General features: G+C 56.9%; 14 protein-coding genes, 4 tRNA genes and 1 riboswitch. Of the genes, 13 read left to right on the forward strand and 5 right to left on the reverse strand.

Annotated features, from left to right (window positions below):
- Positions 1–93 precede the first annotated feature (93 nt).
- The 3 genes from astB to astE are packed head-to-tail and all read left to right on the forward strand — an operon-like array spanning position 94 to position 2,777.
- Positions 94–1,440: an N-succinylarginine dihydrolase gene (gene astB, locus AC1DWM_RS22370; RefSeq protein WP_223516147.1), complete on the forward strand. Its 1,347-nt coding sequence runs from the start codon at positions 94–96 to the stop codon at positions 1,438–1,440.
- A 26-nt stretch (positions 1,441–1,466) separates the two neighbouring features.
- Positions 1,467–1,754, forward strand: coding sequence for a topoisomerase II (locus tag AC1DWM_RS22375; protein WP_223516149.1), 288 nt, complete (start codon positions 1,467–1,469; stop codon positions 1,752–1,754).
- A 12-nt stretch (positions 1,755–1,766) separates the two neighbouring features.
- A complete protein-coding gene (gene astE, locus AC1DWM_RS22380) occupies positions 1,767–2,777 on the forward strand; it encodes a succinylglutamate desuccinylase (RefSeq protein WP_223516151.1) in 1,011 nt (336 codons plus the stop codon).
- 109 nt (positions 2,778–2,886) lie between these two features.
- Here astE and AC1DWM_RS22385 read toward each other — a convergent pair whose 3' ends face one another.
- A complete protein-coding gene (locus AC1DWM_RS22385) occupies positions 2,887–3,396 on the reverse strand; it encodes a 6,7-dimethyl-8-ribityllumazine synthase (protein ID WP_007943897.1) in 510 nt (169 codons plus the stop codon).
- 102 nt (positions 3,397–3,498) lie between these two features.
- Positions 3,499–3,671: riboswitch (FMN riboswitch) on the reverse strand.
- Positions 3,672–3,866: 195 nt separating this feature from the next.
- Between AC1DWM_RS22385 and ltaE the strand changes: the two genes are divergently transcribed.
- The 7 genes from ltaE to AC1DWM_RS22420 all read left to right on the forward strand — a co-directional run bounded on the left by ltaE (position 3,867) and on the right by AC1DWM_RS22420 (position 9,836).
- The gene (ltaE, locus tag AC1DWM_RS22390; protein WP_477796129.1) at positions 3,867–4,871 is read left to right on the forward strand and encodes a low-specificity L-threonine aldolase; all 1,005 of its coding nucleotides are present in this window, start codon (positions 3,867–3,869) and stop codon (positions 4,869–4,871) included.
- Between the two features lie 146 nt (positions 4,872–5,017).
- On the forward strand, positions 5,018–7,642 hold the full coding sequence (alaS, locus tag AC1DWM_RS22395; protein WP_477796130.1) for an alanine--tRNA ligase: 2,625 nt from the start codon (positions 5,018–5,020) through the stop codon (positions 7,640–7,642).
- Between the two features lie 91 nt (positions 7,643–7,733).
- Complete coding sequence (locus tag AC1DWM_RS22400; protein ID WP_007943901.1) at positions 7,734–8,975, forward strand: aspartate kinase; 1,242 nt, start codon at positions 7,734–7,736, stop codon at positions 8,973–8,975.
- Positions 8,976–9,161: 186 nt separating this feature from the next.
- Entirely contained in the window at positions 9,162–9,350 is a 189-nt protein-coding gene (gene csrA, locus AC1DWM_RS22405) for a carbon storage regulator CsrA (protein ID WP_002554426.1), read from the forward strand.
- Between the two features lie 62 nt (positions 9,351–9,412).
- A tRNA-Ser gene (locus AC1DWM_RS22410) sits at positions 9,413–9,503 on the forward strand.
- A 107-nt stretch (positions 9,504–9,610) separates the two neighbouring features.
- Positions 9,611–9,687: transfer RNA gene (locus tag AC1DWM_RS22415), tRNA-Arg, on the forward strand.
- Positions 9,688–9,759: 72 nt separating this feature from the next.
- Positions 9,760–9,836, forward strand: a tRNA-Arg gene (locus AC1DWM_RS22420).
- A 19-nt stretch (positions 9,837–9,855) separates the two neighbouring features.
- On the opposite strand, the gene AC1DWM_RS22425 is transcribed toward AC1DWM_RS22420, so the two are convergent.
- Positions 9,856–10,374 carry a cell envelope protein SmpA gene (locus tag AC1DWM_RS22425; RefSeq protein ID WP_477796131.1) on the reverse strand — a complete coding sequence of 173 codons (519 nt, stop codon included), beginning with the start codon at positions 10,372–10,374 and terminating at the stop codon, positions 9,856–9,858.
- Between the two features lie 319 nt (positions 10,375–10,693).
- Here AC1DWM_RS22425 and mgtE point away from each other — a divergent pair, with 319 nt between their 5' ends.
- Positions 10,694–12,136, forward strand: a complete 1,443-nt coding sequence (gene mgtE / locus AC1DWM_RS22430; RefSeq protein WP_223516159.1) for a magnesium transporter — start codon at positions 10,694–10,696, stop codon at positions 12,134–12,136.
- A 100-nt stretch (positions 12,137–12,236) separates the two neighbouring features.
- Here the strand turns inward: mgtE and AC1DWM_RS22435 are convergent, their stop codons facing one another.
- The gene (locus AC1DWM_RS22435) at positions 12,237–12,563 is read right to left on the reverse strand and encodes an Arc family DNA-binding protein (protein ID WP_007943904.1); all 327 of its coding nucleotides are present in this window, start codon (positions 12,561–12,563) and stop codon (positions 12,237–12,239) included.
- 385 nt (positions 12,564–12,948) lie between these two features.
- On the opposite strand from AC1DWM_RS22435, the gene phnN reads away from it, so the two are divergent.
- Entirely contained in the window at positions 12,949–13,521 is a 573-nt protein-coding gene (gene phnN / locus AC1DWM_RS22440; protein WP_477796132.1) for a phosphonate metabolism protein/1,5-bisphosphokinase (PRPP-forming) PhnN, read from the forward strand.
- On the opposite strand, the gene AC1DWM_RS22445 is transcribed toward phnN, so the two are convergent.
- On the reverse strand, positions 13,496–13,675 hold the full coding sequence (locus AC1DWM_RS22445; protein WP_477796133.1) for a PA3371 family protein: 180 nt from the start codon (positions 13,673–13,675) through the stop codon (positions 13,496–13,498). The two genes, phnN and AC1DWM_RS22445, sit on opposite strands and share 26 nt — an antisense overlap.
- 24 nt (positions 13,676–13,699) lie before the next feature.
- On the reverse strand, positions 13,700–13,918 hold the full coding sequence (locus AC1DWM_RS22450; protein ID WP_477796134.1) for a hypothetical protein: 219 nt from the start codon (positions 13,916–13,918) through the stop codon (positions 13,700–13,702).
- A 284-nt stretch (positions 13,919–14,202) separates the two neighbouring features.
- On the opposite strand from AC1DWM_RS22450, the gene AC1DWM_RS22455 reads away from it, so the two are divergent.
- Positions 14,203–14,279, forward strand: a tRNA-Arg gene (locus AC1DWM_RS22455).
- The last annotated feature ends 1,796 nt before the right edge of the window (positions 14,280–16,075 follow it).

Consider the following 16,075-nt stretch of genomic DNA (forward strand, 5'->3'; position numbering starts at 1 on the left):
CTGTGGGAGCCAGCCTGCTGGCGATGGCCGCGCCTCGGTCTAAAAGAACAGTTACTTGAAGCCTATAACAACAGATTCTCGTGGAGCCTCGCTATGAAATCCTATGAAGTCAATTTTGACGGTCTAGTGGGGCCGACCCATAACTACGGCGGTTTGTCCTACGGTAACGTCGCGTCCCAGAGCAACAGCCAGCAGTCCTCGAACCCGAAGGAAGCCGCGCTGCAAGGCCTGGCGAAGATGAAAGCGTTGATGGAAATGGGCTTTCAGCAGGGCGTGCTGGCGCCGCAAGAGCGCCCGGACGTAGCCGCACTGCGCCGTTTGGGTTTCAGCGGTACCGATGCTCAAGTGATCGAGCAAGCAGCTAAAGACGCTATGCCGTTGCTGGTCGCCAGTTGCTCGGCGTCGAGCATGTGGGTGGCTAACGCCGCCACAGTCAGCCCAAGTGCCGACACGGCGGATGGCCGCGTGCATTTCACCGCTGCCAACCTCAACTGCAAATACCACCGCAGCATCGAACACCCGACCACCAGTCGCGTGCTGGGCGCCATGTTCGCCGATCAGAAGCACTTTGCTCACCACGCCGCGCTGCCGGCCGTGGCGCAGTTCGGTGACGAAGGCGCCGCCAACCACACCCGTTTCTGCCGTGAATACGGTGAAGCGGGCGTCGAGTTCTTCGTTTTCGGTCGCAGCGCCTTCGACACCCGTTACCCCGCACCGCAGAAATACCCGGCGCGCCAGACACTGGAAGCGTCCCAGGCCGTTGTCCGCCTGCACGGTTTGAGCGAAGACGGCGTGGTCTACGCGCAGCAAAATCCGTCGGTGATCGATCAGGGCGTATTCCACAACGACGTGATCGCAGTGGGTAACGGTGAGGTGTTGTTCTATCACGAGGACGCCTTCCTCGACACCGAACAGATGCTCGCCGAACTGCAAAGCAAACTTGCCAAAGTCGGCGGGAAATTTCAGTCGGTCTGCGTACCGCGTTCCGCAGTAACCGTGGAAGACGCCGTTCGTTCCTACTTGTTCAATAGCCAACTACTGTCGCGTCCTGACGGCTCGATGCTGTTGATCGTGCCGGAAGAGTGCCGTGGCAATGAGCGTGTCTGGCAATACCTGCAAGGTTTGACCAGCTCCGGCGGCCTGATCCGCGAAGTGAAAGTGTTCGATCTGAAACAAAGTATGCAGAACGGTGGTGGCCCGGCTTGCCTGCGGCTGCGCGTCGCACTGAATGAAACCGAACTGGCAGCCGTCAATCCAGGGGTTATCATGACGGCACCGTTGTACGGCACGTTGACCGAATGGGTCGACAAGCACTACCGCGACCGCATGACTGAAAACGATCTTGCGGACCCGCAATTGCTGCTTGAGTGCCGGACGGCACTGGATGAACTGACGCAAATCCTTAAACTGGGCGCGGTTTATCCATTCCAGATCAATTGAAAGTCTCAAACGAGAGCGTAAAAAACATGAGCGATACCCTGCAGCTGATCCTTGAAGACACCGACGGCACGCAACTGGAAACTTCCTGCACCCGCGTCGCGGTCATGTGGCAAGGCAAAGAGCTGTGGATCCAGCACGATGGCCGCGGCCAACTGCTGATCGGTGTGGACGTTGAAGAAGGCGATGCTGAATACGCTAACCTGCTGCTGCGCCCATTGGCGACTAATCTGGTAAGTCTGCAACTGGAAATGGAACCGGCTGAAGTCGGTGACGAAGACCACGAGCACGGCCCGGATTGCGCACACGACCACTAAGGAAACCGCTCTATGCTCGCCCTCGGCAAACTGCTTGAACTGACCCTCGCCGGCCGCGAACCGGCGGAGAAGACTCAACTGACTGTCGAAGGCGTGCGGATGCGCTGGTTGAGCGAAGGTGCGCTGGAAGTCCGGCCACCTGAAGCTCGCGACAATGGCCTGGACCTGCTGCTGTCGGCCGGTATCCACGGCAACGAAACAGCGCCGATCGAGTTGCTTGATCGCCTGTTGCATGACATCGCTCGTGGCGACTTGAAGCCACGCGCACGAATTCTGTTTCTGTTCGGTAACCCCGACGCGATCCGTAAAGGCGAGCGCTTCATCGAACAGGACGTCAATCGGCTGTTCAATGGCCGGCACGAACAGAGCAGCGGCTCAGAAGCCTTGCGCGCTTGTGAGCTGGAGCGGCTGGCGGCGGTTTTCTTCAGCCTGCCGGATCGCCAGCGTCTGCACTACGACCTGCACACCGCGATTCGCGGCTCGAAAATCGAGCAGTTCGCCTTGTACCCCTGGAAGGAAGGTCGCCAGCATTCGCGTCAGGAACTGGCGCGCCTGCGTGCTGCCGGCATGGAGGCGGTGCTGTTGCAGAACAAGCCATCCATCGTCTTCAGTTCCTACACCTACGACAAGCTGGGCGCCGAGTCCTTCACCCTCGAACTGGGCAAGGCGCGGCCGTTCGGGCAAAACGCCGGGGTCAATGTTTCCCTGCTGGAAACCCGCCTGAAACAGATCATCGAAGGCACCGAACCGGAACTGACCGAATCGGCGCTGGACGGTTTGCAGCTGTACAGCGTGGCGCGGGAAATCATCAAGCACAGCGATAGCTTCCGCTTGAACCTTCCGGCGGACATCGAGAACTTTTCTGAGTTGGACGTGGGTTACCTGCTGGCGGAAGACATCGCCAATACCCGATGGATCATCGAAGAAGAGGGCGCCCGGATCATCTTCCCGAACCCCAAGGTGAAGAATGGCTTGCGCGCCGGCATCCTGGTCGTGCCAGCCACCGACGAAAACCTGGCCTGACAAACAATCTCTGTAGGAGCCGGCTTGCCGGCGAAGGCGGAGTGTCAGTCACATCAATGCTGGATGTTCCGCCGTCTTCGCTGGCAAGCCAGCTCCTACAGGGTTTGCGTTAAACGGCCACTGCGCGCGGCTCACTACGACGCAACGCCCGCATCTTGTGCAGCGTATCCGCGCACGTTTTCGCCGCTTCCTGACCTTTATGCACAAAATGCTCGAAGAAGAATTTCTGATGTTCTTCGCCGGCATGGAAGTGGTGCGGGGTCAAAACCACCGAGAACACTGGCACTTCGGTTTCCAGCTGGACCTGCATCAGGCCGCTGATCACCGACTGCGCCACGAATTCGTGACGGTAGATCCCGCCATCGACCACCAGGCCTGCGGCGACGATACCGGCGTAACGACCGGACTTGGCCAGCAGCTTGGCGTGCAACGGGATTTCAAAGGCGCCGCCGACTTCGAAGAAATCGATTTCCGATTCCTGATAACCCTGAGCAATCATTTCGGCCACGAAGCCTTTGCGGCTCTGGTCGACGATTTCTTTGTGCCAGCAGGCCTGGATGAACGCAACGCGCTCGCCCTGATGGTTTTTGCTTTTGCTATCGATTGCGGTGGGTTGCATGTTCTGACTCCTGTTTATGTATAAAACAGGGCATATGAATCGAATGGGATTTCAGGGTGCGCACGCTTGCACGAATGCTTGCGTACGGCCCTTTGGCGTCAATCCCGTTCTCTCTTCATCCGGACTATGACCGTCGGCCCCGGGATCACACCGGGTCTGCTGACCTTGTCGTCATACACAGCCATTTGCCGTGCCTGTCGCCAAGCGCTCGCGGGCTATGCGCGTTGCGCGCAATTACCGCCGGTGGGGAGTTGCACCCCGCCCTGAGAACGTTTTGCCGTCAGAATGTCTGGCAGCGCAGCGTTTTTAACACATATTTCAGAGCCGCGCATCGCTGCTATCCGATGATTGCAATCGACTTTTTCGCTGGCTTGAGAGGCCTTTTCCCGCTCAAGGGTTGATTATTCGTTGCCATGCCCGCAGTAATTCCTACCTGGAAGGGATATCCCCTGCTTACCGAGGCCAGATTCATGAGTGTTATCGATCTTCGCAGCGACACCGTCACCCAACCCTCTGTCGGGATGCTCGACGCGATGGCCAAAGCGGCCACCGGTGATGACGTTTATGGTGAGGACCCAACGGTCAACGGTCTGGAAGCCGAACTGGCAAAACGCCTTGGTTTCGCCGCAGCGCTGTTCGTACCGACGGGAACCATGAGCAACTTGCTGGGTTTGATGGCGCATTGCGAACGCGGTGATGAATATATTGTTGGCCAGCAGGCTCACACCTATAAGTACGAAGGCGGTGGGGCGGCGGTGCTTGGTTCGATCCAGCCGCAGCCGCTGGAAGTGCAGGCCGACGGCTCGCTGGACTTGGCTCATGTTGCCGCCGCGATTAAACCGGACGATTTCCACTTTGCCCGTACCCGTTTGCTGGCGCTGGAAAACACCATGCAAGGCAAAGTGCTGCCGCTTGAGTATCTGGCGCGGGCCCGAAGCTTTACTCGTGAACATGGGTTGCAGCTGCACCTGGACGGCGCGCGGCTATACAACGCAGCCGTCAAACTGGGGGTTGATGCCAGGGAAATCACACAGCACTTCGATTCCGTTTCGGTCTGCCTGTCCAAAGGCCTGGGCGCGCCAGTCGGTTCAGTGTTGTGCGGCTCTGCCGAGTTGATCGGCAAGGCGCGCCGTTTGCGCAAAATGGTCGGGGGCGGCATGCGACAGGCCGGGCTTCTGGCCGCGGCGGGTTTGTATGCCCTGAACAACAACGTCCAGCGTCTGGCCGATGACCATGCCAATGCACAATTCCTGGCCGAAGGCTTGCGTGCGGCGGGTTACGACGTCGAGCCGGTGCAGACCAACATGGTTTACGTGCAGATGGGCGAAAAGGCTGAAGCAATCAAGACATTCGCCGCCGAGCGCGGGATCAAGTTGAGCGCGGCGGGGCGTCTGCGTATGGTCACGCACATGGACGTCAGTCGTGAGCAAATCGAGCAGGTCGTCGCGGCATTCGTCGACTTTTCGCGCAAGTGATAGCGTTAGCGCTCCAATTGACTGTTTCTATCGTATAAACACGCTGTACCCCGCGCGCAGGGCCGATATAATGCGGCCCTTTGCCGTCGCTTCGTCTGTTGACGTTTCGAACAGGCCTTTGGCCGCAGCCTCCGTGGAAGAACCTAATGAAAAGCGCAGAAATCCGTGAAGCCTTCCTTCGCTTCTTCGAAGAGCAAGGCCACACCCGTGTAGCCTCCAGCTCTTTGATTCCGGGCAACGACCCAACCCTGCTGTTCACTAACGCGGGGATGAACCAGTTCAAGGACTGCTTCCTGGGCCAGGAAAAACGCGCGTACACCCGCGCGGTCAGCAGCCAGAAATGCGTGCGCGCCGGCGGCAAGCACAACGACCTGGAAAACGTCGGTTATACCGCCCGTCACCACACCTTCTTCGAAATGCTGGGCAACTTCAGCTTCGGTGATTATTTCAAGCGTGACGCCATCACCTACGCCTGGAACTTCTTGACGTCCGACCAGTGGCTGAACCTGCCAAAGGAAAAGCTCTGGGTCACTGTCTACGCCAGCGATGACGAGGCGTACGACATCTGGACCAAGGAAATCGGTGTGCCAGCCGAGCGTATGGTTCGTATCGGCGACAACAAAGGCGCGCCGTACGCGTCCGACAACTTCTGGACCATGGGCGATACCGGCCCGTGCGGCCCTTGCACCGAGATTTTCTACGATCACGGCGCCGACATCTGGGGCGGCCCACCGGGTTCGCCGGAAGAAGACGGTGACCGTTACATCGAAATCTGGAACAACGTGTTCATGCAGTTCAACCGCACCGCCGATGGCGTGTTGCACCCGCTGCCAGCACCGTCGGTCGACACCGGCATGGGCCTGGAGCGGATCAGTGCAGTGCTGCAGCACGTTCACTCGAACTATGAAATCGACCTGTTCCAGAGCCTGCTGATCGCTTCGGCCAAGGCCATCGGTTGCACCAACGATGCTCAGGCTTCCCTGAAAGTCGTGGCGGACCACATCCGCTCCTGCGGCTTCCTGATTGCCGACGGTGTGCTGCCGTCCAACGAAGGTCGCGGCTATGTACTGCGCCGGATCATTCGTCGCGCTTGCCGTCACGGCAACAAGCTGGGGGCCAAGGGCAGCTTCTTCTACCAGATCGTTGCGGCCCTGGTCGCCGAGATGGGCGAAGCCTTCCCGGAACTGAAATCCCAGCAGGCGCATATTGAACGCGTTCTGAAAGCCGAAGAAGAGCAGTTCGCCAAAACCCTGGAGCAGGGCCTGAAAATCCTCGAGCAGGATCTGGCTGATCTCAAAGGCGACGTGGTGCCGGGCGACGTAGTGTTCAAACTCTACGACACCTACGGCTTTCCGATGGACCTGACCGGCGACATCGCTCGCGAGCGCAGCCTGACCATCGACGAAGAAGGTTTTGAACGTGAAATGGAAGCCCAGCGCGTCCGTGCCCGTTCTGCCAGCTCCTTCGGCATGGACTACAACAGCCTGGTCAAGGTTGATGTGGCCACCGAATTTACCGGTTACAAAGCGACCAGCGGTTCGGCGAAAGTGGTTGGTCTGTATAAAGATGGTCAAGCGGTCGACGTATTGAGTGAAGGTGAAGAGGGCGTGATCGTCCTGAACCAGACACCTTTCTACGCTGAGTCGGGTGGTCAGGTCGGTGACTGCGGTTACTTGCAGGCCGGCGCTTCGCGTTTCGACGTGCGTGACACCACCAAGACTGGTGGCGCGTTCCTGCACCACGGCGTGCAGGCTTCGGGCAGCTTGTTGATCGGCGCTCCAGTGGAAGCTCACGTTGAAGCCGACGTGCGGCACGCGACTTCGCTGAACCACTCGGCGACTCACTTGCTGCACGCTGCATTGCGTCAGGTGCTGGGCGATCACGTTCAGCAGAAAGGCTCGTTGGTCGACAGTCAGCGCCTGCGCTTTGACTTCAGCCACTTCGAAGCCATCAAGCCTGAGCAGTTGAAGGCGCTGGAAGACATCGTCAACGCAGAGATTCGCAAGAACTCCACCGTTGAAACCGAGGAAACCGACATCGAGACCGCCAAGAAAAAAGGCGCCATGGCGCTGTTCGGCGAGAAGTACGGCGACAGCGTGCGCGTGCTGAGCATGGGCGGTGATTTCTCGGTTGAGCTGTGTGGTGGTATCCACGTCAACCGTACCGGCGACATCGGCCTGCTGAAAATCATCAGCGAAGGCGGTGTGGCGTCGGGCGTACGTCGTATTGAGGCAGTCACCGGTGCGCAAGCGCTGGCCTACTTGAACGCTGCTGAAGAACAACTCAAGGAAGCGGCCAACCTGGTAAAAGGTAGCCGCGACAACCTGATCGACAAGCTGTCGGCTGTGCTGGAGCGCAACCGTCTGCTGGAGAAGCAACTCGAGCAGTTGCAAGCCAAGGCTGCCAGTGCGGCGGGCGACGATTTGTCGGCCTCTGCGCTGGACGTCAAAGGCGTGAAAGTGCTGGCCGTGCGTCTGGACGGTCAGGATGGCAAGGCGCTGCTGGCGCTGGTCGATCAACTGAAAAACAAACTCGGCCGCGCAGTGATCCTGCTCGGCAGTGTCCATGAGGAAAAGGTCGTGCTGGTTGCAGGCGTGACCAAAGACCTGACTGGCCAACTCAAAGCCGGTGATTTGATGAAGCAAGCCGCTGCGGCAGTGGGCGGGAAGGGCGGTGGTCGTCCAGACATGGCGCAGGGCGGCGGTACAGACGCCGGCGCTCTGGATGCAGCATTGGCCCTGACCGTTCCATTTGTAGAGCAGGGTTTATAAGGCAGTGCTTCTGGCCCGCGGTCTAGTCGCGGGCCAGAACGCTGTTTGAGTGATAATTTGGGCGCCCTTCATGGGCAGAGGCGGCTTTGAAATGGCTTTGATCGTACAGAAATTTGGAGGCACCTCGGTCGGCACTGTCGAGAGAATCGAGCAGGTCGCCGACAAGGTTAAGAAATTCCGCGATGCCGGCGATGACCTGGTGGTTGTGCTGTCTGCAATGAGCGGCGAAACCAACCGTCTGATCGATCTGGCCAAGCAAATCAGTGGCGGCGACCAGCCGGTTCCTCGCGAGCTGGATGTGATCGTCTCCACCGGTGAGCAGGTGACGATTGCGCTGTTGGCCATGGCGCTGATCAAGCGCGGCGTGCCAGCGGTGTCCTACACCGGTAATCAGGTACGGATTCTGACGGACAGCGCGCACAATAAAGCGCGTATCTTGCAGATTGATGACCAGAAGATTCGTGGTGATCTGAAAGCTGGTCGCGTGGTGGTTGTCGCCGGTTTCCAGGGCGTCGACGAGCACGGCAACATTACCACCCTCGGTCGTGGTGGTTCCGATACTACCGGCGTGGCGCTGGCAGCAGCCTTGAAGGCTGATGAATGCCAGATCTACACCGACGTCGATGGTGTCTACACCACCGACCCGCGTGTGGTGTCCGTGGCCCAGCGCCTGGACAAGATTACCTTTGAAGAGATGCTGGAAATGGCCAGCCTCGGTTCCAAGGTATTGCAGATCCGTGCGGTCGAGTTCGCCGGCAAGTACAACGTTCCGCTGCGCGTACTGCACAGCTTCAAGGAGGGTCCGGGCACCCTCATTACTATTGATGAAGAGGAAACCATGGAACAGCCGATCATTTCCGGTATCGCTTTCAACCGCGATGAAGCCAAGCTGACCATCCGTGGCGTGCCAGACATCCCGGGCGTTGCCTTCAAGATTCTCGGCCCGATCAGTGCCGCGAACATCGAAGTCGACATGATCGTGCAGAACGTTGCGCACGATAACACCACCGACTTCACCTTCACCGTGCACCGCAACGACTACCAGGCGGCGCAAACCGTGCTGGAAAAAACCGCTGGCGAGCTGGGTGCCCGTGAAGTCATCGGCGACACCAAGATCGCCAAGGTATCGATTGTCGGCGTTGGTATGCGCTCCCACGCAGGCGTCGCCAGCCGCATGTTCGAAGCACTGGCCAAGGAAACCATCAACATCCAGATGATCTCGACGTCGGAAATCAAAGTCTCCGTCGTGATCGAAGAGAAGTACCTGGAACTGGCTGTGCGCGCTCTGCACACGGCTTTCGAACTGGACGCGCCGGCCCGACAGGGCGAGTGATGCGTTTGCCGAAGGGCGCGGTCTGACCGCGCCTTTTGTTTTTTGAATAGCGCGACCCAAGACTGTTCTTTTGCTCGCGCTGGTCAATACTCAGGCATGTAGGGCTGCGATCATTCTGGTTGTGGGTCGAGTGCCCTTTTTTTTGCAGACTGTTGTCCCTGAAATGAAATGCGTTAGGAGAAAGGTATGCTGATTCTGACCCGGCGGTGCGCTGAAAGCCTGATTATTGGTGATGGCGAAATCACCGTGACCGTGCTCGGCGTCAAAGGAAATCAAGTGCGTATCGGTGTCAACGCCCCGAAAGAGGTTGCTGTGCACCGTGAAGAAATTTACCTGCGTATAAAGAAAGAGAAGGACGAAGAACCAAGCCATTAATTTTTATCGTTTTTTATGTTTGCAAACGGGGAAAAGGTTGGTTAAGATACGCCCCGTGTTGCGGAGAGCTGGCCGAGTGGCCGAAGGCGCTCCCCTGCTAAGGGAGTACACCTCAAAAGGGTGTCGGGGGTTCGAATCCCCCGTTCTCCGCCATTATTTGCGTAGTACGTTGTAATCTGGCTTCTTCGGTAAGTTGTTGAAATTACTAGAAAAAGTGTTTGACATAGAGATTAGACGGCCTATAATGCGCGGCAACAAATGCACTCGTAGCTCAGCTGGATAGAGTACTCGGCTACGAACCGAGCGGTCACAGGTTCGAATCCTGTCGAGTGCACCATTTAAGAGTTGTTTGCAGTGATGCGAGCAACTTTGCTTCAGCCAGTTGTGGTCTGGTTTAAAAACACAAAATGCACTCGTAGCTCAGCTGGATAGAGTACTCGGCTACGAACCGAGCGGTCACAGGTTCGAATCCTGTCGAGTGCACCAAACACCAAAAAGCCCGCGTTTAACGCGGGCTTTTTGCCGTCTGGGATTTGGCTTTTCCTTTCGTACATCCTTTCTCATCAAATTCGACATGTGCGCTACGGCCTCGCTTGGCGTCGTAGCGGTAACTCGTTGATGAATTCCTGATACTGATCTTGTCTGGCTTGCCAAGGGCACTCTCGACGTCCTGCTGGCTCATGCCGGCGACGACACGTTGATTGATGATCGCTGTGCGTCGCTCCTTGGCGTTGATCAGATTCCCGCATTTGTCCTCGGCCTGACCCACGATGGTCGGCGCTCTCCTTTGGTTTTTTATACCTGATGTTTCGCCAATGTTGGCTTCTGGCATGAGCGCCATCGTGCTGCCGGGTGTGAACGTGTGTACATCCTGCAAAGACAGGCGCTCTCCGGCCGTGCAGCTCAAGGTGGTGAAGGTGACCTGTCCGTTGGGGGCTTCGCATCGGTGAACAGTCCCTGCCTGCAGTCGAGGCGGCAGGCAGAGCAGGGCGGTCAGCAAAAAATAGCGCGCAATCGATGGCATTTGACGTCCTCCATGACGGTCGATATCAAGGGTAGCTGCTACATTTTTTGAGGGTGGTGTGTTTTCTTTTCAGAATGAGTCGTCGCAATTGGATAGATAGGGTGGCGCTCAGGTTTGTCTTGCAAGCGCTTGTTTCAGCCACGATTTTTTAACGTTTAAAACCGTTGGGCGGTGTATCATTGCGCCCGTCAGCCCCGCCGGGGCTTGTGGAATACCTCCATGGACTTACCCAGTAGTTACTCAGTACCCCGTTTTACCAATCATGAATTGACTGATTGATCCTTCCGGCGTGCCCCGCTGCTGGGAGTGGAGTTCGCCTATGTCTGAAGTTGAAGTAAAGAAAACGCAAGAAAGCCTGCAGGACCGCCTCGCTCAAGTTGTTGAGCTGTTGCAGCGTCAGCGGGTCATCGAAGACCTGACTCATCGCCAGGAAGGTCCGCATCACGACCGGGTCGAGAACCTGGTTCACCGGCAAAATCTCGTCGAGCTGCAACGCAAGCTCGATGATCTGCACTCCGCAGACGTCGCCTACATACTTGAAGCGCTGCCGCTGCACGATCGTCTGACGCTTTGGCAATTGGTCAAGGCGGATCGCGACGGCGACATCCTGCTTGAAGTATCCGATTCGGTCCGCGAAACCCTGATCGCCGACATGGACGATCACGAGCTCCTGGCTGCGGCCAAGGACATGGACGCTGACGAACTGGCTGACCTGGCTTCCGAGTTGCCGCGAGACGTCGTCCACGAGCTGATGGAAACCCTCGATGGTCAACAGCGTGAGCGCGTTCGCTCTGCGTTGTCCTATGACGAGGAGCAGGTCGGTGCGCTGATGGACTTCGAGATGGTGACCATCCGTGAGGATGTCAGTCTCGAAGTGGTTCTGCGTTACCTGCGTCGCCTCAAGGAGTTGCCGAGCCATACCGACAAATTGTTTGTGGTCGACTATGACGGCGTGCTCAAGGGTGTGCTGCCGATCAAGCGCCTGCTGGTCAACGATCCGGAAAAACAGGTTTCGGAGGTCATGGCCAGTGATCCGGTGAGTTTTCACCCGGACGAGGACGCCTATGACGCTGCTCAGGCGTTCGAACGTTACGACTTGATCTCGGCGCCCGTGGTCGACAAAAACGGCAAGCTGATCGGTCGTCTGACCATCGATGAAATGGTCGACCTGATTCGTGAAGAGAGCGAAAACGAAGTTCTCAACATGGCAGGTCTGCGCGAAGAGGAAGATATTTTTGCGTCAGTCTGGAAATCCCTGCGCAACCGTTGGGCCTGGCTGGCGGTAAACCTGATTACCGCGTTTATTGCCTCCCGAGTGATCGGCCTGTTTGAAGGCTCCATCGAAAAACTGGTCGCACTGGCGGCGTTGATGCCGATCGTGGCCGGTATCGGTGGCAACTCCGGTAACCAGACCATCACCATGATTGTTCGAGCCATGGCGCTGGATCAGGTGAGTACCGGTAATACTTCGCGACTGATGCGCAAAGAGTTGGCGGTCGGTTTGATCAATGGTCTGGTCTGGGGTGGGGTGATTGGGGCGGTGGCCTACATGCTGTACGGCAGTTGGTCCCTTGGCGTGGTCATGACTGCCGCCATGACGCTCAACCTGTTGCTGGCGGCATTGATGGGCGTGTTGATTCCGATGACCCTGGCGCGGCTTGGACGCGATCCGGCGATGGGCGCGAGTGTGATGATCACCGCCATGACCGACAGCGGCGGCTTCTTCATCTTCCTCGGGCTGGCGACGATTTTCCTGCTCTGAATTGCCCGCTGTTAGAAACCCGCCATCGGCGGGTTTTTTTTCGCCAAATTTCAGGCAAAAAAAAGCCAGCGATTATGCTGGCTTGAGCTTTCGGGGTGAATCAGGAAGCGTCTGCGGTCAATTCAGCGTCATGGGCGATCAGCGAAACAAGTGCGTTTTGCTGACGGTGGGAGAGTTGACGGAAACGTTGCAGTAATTCGCGTTCGTGCAATGACAGCTCCGGGCTGTCCAGGCGCATGCTCAGCTCTTCGCCCAGAGCGCCTTCCTGAATAAGGCTCTGCTCAAGGCGCGCAATGATTTCGGAGTTCATGCTGCGATGATGATTGCGAGCCACTTCGGCAATGCGTTCACGCATTCCGTCTGGCAGACGTACGACGAACTTGTCAGCCGTACGGCTGGAATAAATTGCCTGTTTCAATGGGCGCATATATTTAACCGGGTTAGTTCAGGGGAGCGGTTCTCGGGATTGGCCGCAGGATGTCTGTTAGGACAAGCGCTCTGGCCAAATGTTCAACCTGAATTGAAGAGGCGCGCATCATGCCTCAAAGCAGCCAGATCATTGGCGTCAATTCTGTGACAAATATTGAACCGGGTAACGGCGTTATGCCAGCACCTGTATTCAGAAATGCGGACTGGTTGGAAAAGTTTGTCCATTGCCATATCTATGACCGCGCCGTCTGCCCAGCAGGTGATGTCTCAAGTCGCCCGAAGGTGCATGCTATGCGGATTCGATCTTTGATCCTTATCTGATACAGGATAGTGGCAAATGGCCGATTTACTAGGGGCGGACACGCAGTGGGGGATGATTCAAGATGGATGGCAGGCTGATTTATTTGATGGGGCCTTCCGGATCCGGTAAAGACAGCCTCATCGAAGCGGCTCGAGAACCTTTACGCTCCATGAACGGGGAAGTGGTGCGGCGAGTCATCACGCGCTCCGCAGAAAGTGTGGGCGAGGATGCCATCGGTGTATCCCGCGAAGATTTCCAGCGTCGCAAAGAAGAGGGTGAATTCGCATTGTCCTGGCATGCTAATGGTCTGGATTATGGTATTCCGATTCAAATTGATCAGTGGCTCAAGGACGGCCGACCTGTATTGATCAACGGTTCTCGCGGTCATCTTGCCGAGGCCCTGCATCGCTACCCGGCGCTTTTGCCGGTACTGTTGACCGTCAAGGATGAAGTGTTGCGTGAACGCTTGGTGCGGCGGGGCCGTGAGAGTCTTGCGGAGATTGAAGCGCGACTGAGCCGCAATGGGCAATTCACCGCGGGCGATTTGCCTGGTGATAGGCAGATCCAGCGACTCGATAACTCCGGCGAGCTCGCCGTAACCGTTGCCCATCTACTCAATCTGCTGAAACTTAACGCAGAACCGGATCAAACTTGATTTTTCGCCTGGCAATCAGCGCAAACACAAAAAACACGCCAAAAACGCCGCAAGCAATCAGGGGCAGGGTGATAACTGCCTCCTGCACCAACGCCACATGAAGAATGCCGCTCAGTAAGGCAAGGATCAAAAATCCTGCAGCTGATTTGGACATGCTGTGCTCCTGATAGGGGGTAATTCAAAATACCAAGCGTTCTGAAGACTGCGACTCCGGTCTTACTTCCTGGCGAATCAAGCCGCGCTGATCGTTCATGACCGCCAATTGCGGGGCTTTTTGCAGTTGAAGGTAATGCGGTATGCGTTGAGCGACCTGCACCGCGCTGCTCTCGGGGGCAAAATGAAAACCCGCCAGGACTGCAAGGGCGATCGCATTCGAGAGTAAAAAGGCGCGGTTCATGAGGCTCACCTCAGTTGTTCTGAGAACAGCTGAAGCAGCCCGCGCGCCAAGAGTTTAACGGCTATTAATTCCTTTAAAAACAACGAATTACCTTATATTTGGCAAAGCTCTATCTTGCAAACTGCAATGCTGGCATTTTGAGATGATGCAATTTGCACGGTAAACAAAGCCACGGTCATACGGGGCGTCTGCCTACATTTAAAAAGCCCTACGGACGACATGACAAACGCAGGGCCGCCCGTTAACATGCTCGCCGTCTACCGCATCTCGTGCGGGCGACTTGTGTCCCAGTAGCTCAATTGGATAGAGCATCCCCCTCCTAAGGGGAAGGTTGGCAGTTCGAACCTGCCCTGGGACACCATATAAATCAAGGCTTTCGCCGGTTATTCCTACCAGATCAGGGAAGCGCTACCAGCAGCGTACCAGCGCCAGCAAAAAAGGCTCCGCACTGAACGATCAGGCGGGGCCTTTTTGTTGGCGCTGAATTAACCGGTTAACCCTTCCTCGCACATACAAGTCAGCGATTTGCGCTCGTCATTGAAGACGCTGACCGACCATCTCCACCAAGCTGTGGTGTCGTTTCTTCAAACGACACCCTCCACCTTTGAGCGCTCGACAAGCTGTGTTGATTCCTACACAGAGTGTCGTTTTCTACACGACTATTTGGCGGGTCGCTGTATCGCCCCTCGATTTAGCCCTCCACCGTCGTACCTGGTCATGTCGGTTCGCGTTTGACCAGTTGCGCGGTCTTGCCTCGGTTTGAAACGGGGGTAAGTCGAGCTGCTGCCGAAGTCGCGCTTGAAACGCGGAAGTGAGCGCGGACCATCCTCGGTTTGAAACAGCAGATGGTCTGTTGATCCTGCTCGGGTTTCGCGATTTAAAATGCCAAAACCCATAGTGCGCATAATTCCGATTTCAAATCGGAGAACGTTGGGCGATACCGTGGTAACCACGCTGGCAACAGTGATGCTCTGTCCACCATTGGGGAGTCGTAGGTAGCCCGAAAACCCGCTCCCACAGCACAGCGACACCCTATGGGGGCATAAGAGGCCCGGCAGTGCATGAGGTGGTTGATGTAGTGGCCCCGTGTCTGGCGCCACTCTGGGCTGGCTGCGCTGGCGTGTGGACTGGTTGCGAGTTGAGTCGGGCGCTCGATGCGGTTGACGGCCACCAGGTGGGGGCGAGGGCGACTAGCCACTTTTGGCGAGTCGGTACCGGCCATGGTCGGAGGCATGTGATCGAGCAGACCAGAAAGGAGACTCATGGCGTCCCTCTGTCGCGATTGTCCGTCATCCAATGTGTGACTGGTTTCAAAAAACGGGGGAACGGGGGAACAGTGGGAACAGCCAATGTTTCCGGGGGCTTGAGCGGGGGGACTTGTACCCCTGTGTTTTTTTGGGGGAACAGCAACAGCCAGATCGGCGGAAAGATCGGCTGAGAAGGCAGGTCATCAGCAAGACCAAAATGCGCGGAATCTCCGCGTTGGAGGGGAGTCGTTTTGAGGAATGACACCCCCGTATATTCCCGTTGTAATTGGTCGAGATGAAATGACGGATCACCTCCGCGTTTAAAACGCGGGAGTGAGCACGAGCTATCACTGGTAAAGACTGGCGGATAGTCGAGTTAACCAGGTATATGCTTAGTTAACCGGGCTACAGGCCACGGTTCCCAAGGCCTCCAGCCCTGTTAACCAGCCGAGTTAACCTAGGAGTTAACCGAGTAAATTAGTCGGTAACTCCTAGGTTGACTGCCTGAAAGCCCCGGCCCGACTGGCTCTCAGCCGATTTAACCGATCAATTCAAGCGGCTAACCAGTTAACCGAGTATTTTAGTCGGTTAACTCCTTAGTTAACCGCTCTGAAAGCCACAGCCCGCGTGGCTCTCAGGTGAATTTAAGGATCGCCGAGTTAACCAGCTTAAATGCTTAGTTAACCGGGCTGCAAGCCACGTCCCGTAAGGCTTTCAGCCCAGTTAACCAACCGAGTTAACCAGTTAACTAACTTTGGCGGGGTGCCGCTAACGAATTTGCGCGAGTCTTCGCACCCGTGTTCCTCGGAAATCGCCAGGGTCCCCGGTGTGTTTTGGGAGCGCGGTTGCCACATCCACCGCCGCCGCGGCGATCTCTTTCATCATCACAACTGCCGACGCGCCGATGGGT

The sequence above is a fragment of the Pseudomonas sp. P4_C8 genome (genome assembly GCF_056401975.1).